The following is a 212-nucleotide window of genomic DNA, read 5'->3' as shown; positions in this document are numbered from 1 at the left end:
GGCTCCCCAGACTGGACTCGAACCAGTGACATACGGATTAACAGTCCGCCGTTCTACCAACTGAACTACAGGGGAATTGCAATTTTATCTTTTACTTTGAGAAGATGATTATATTCAATTTATTAACCATGATTATGGCTCCCCAGACTGGACTCGAACCAGTGACATACGGATTAACAGTCCGCCGTTCTACCAACTGAACTACAGGGGAA

The 212-nt window shown here is 44.3% G+C and carries 2 tRNA genes; both read right to left on the bottom strand.

Annotated elements, in window-relative coordinates:
• Nucleotides 1–2 precede the first annotated feature (2 nt).
• Nucleotides 3–75, bottom strand: a tRNA-Asn gene (locus Q0779_RS23940).
• 60 nt (nucleotides 76–135) lie between these two features.
• Nucleotides 136–211 (bottom strand) — tRNA-Asn (locus Q0779_RS23935).
• Nucleotide 212 lies beyond the last annotated feature (1 nt).

The organism is uncultured Shewanella sp. (genome assembly GCF_947491715.1).
Classification (GTDB): domain Bacteria; phylum Pseudomonadota; class Gammaproteobacteria; order Enterobacterales; family Shewanellaceae; genus Shewanella.
The sequence above is the reverse complement of the archived record's forward strand: the minus strand, read 5'-3'. Positions and strand labels throughout refer to the sequence as shown.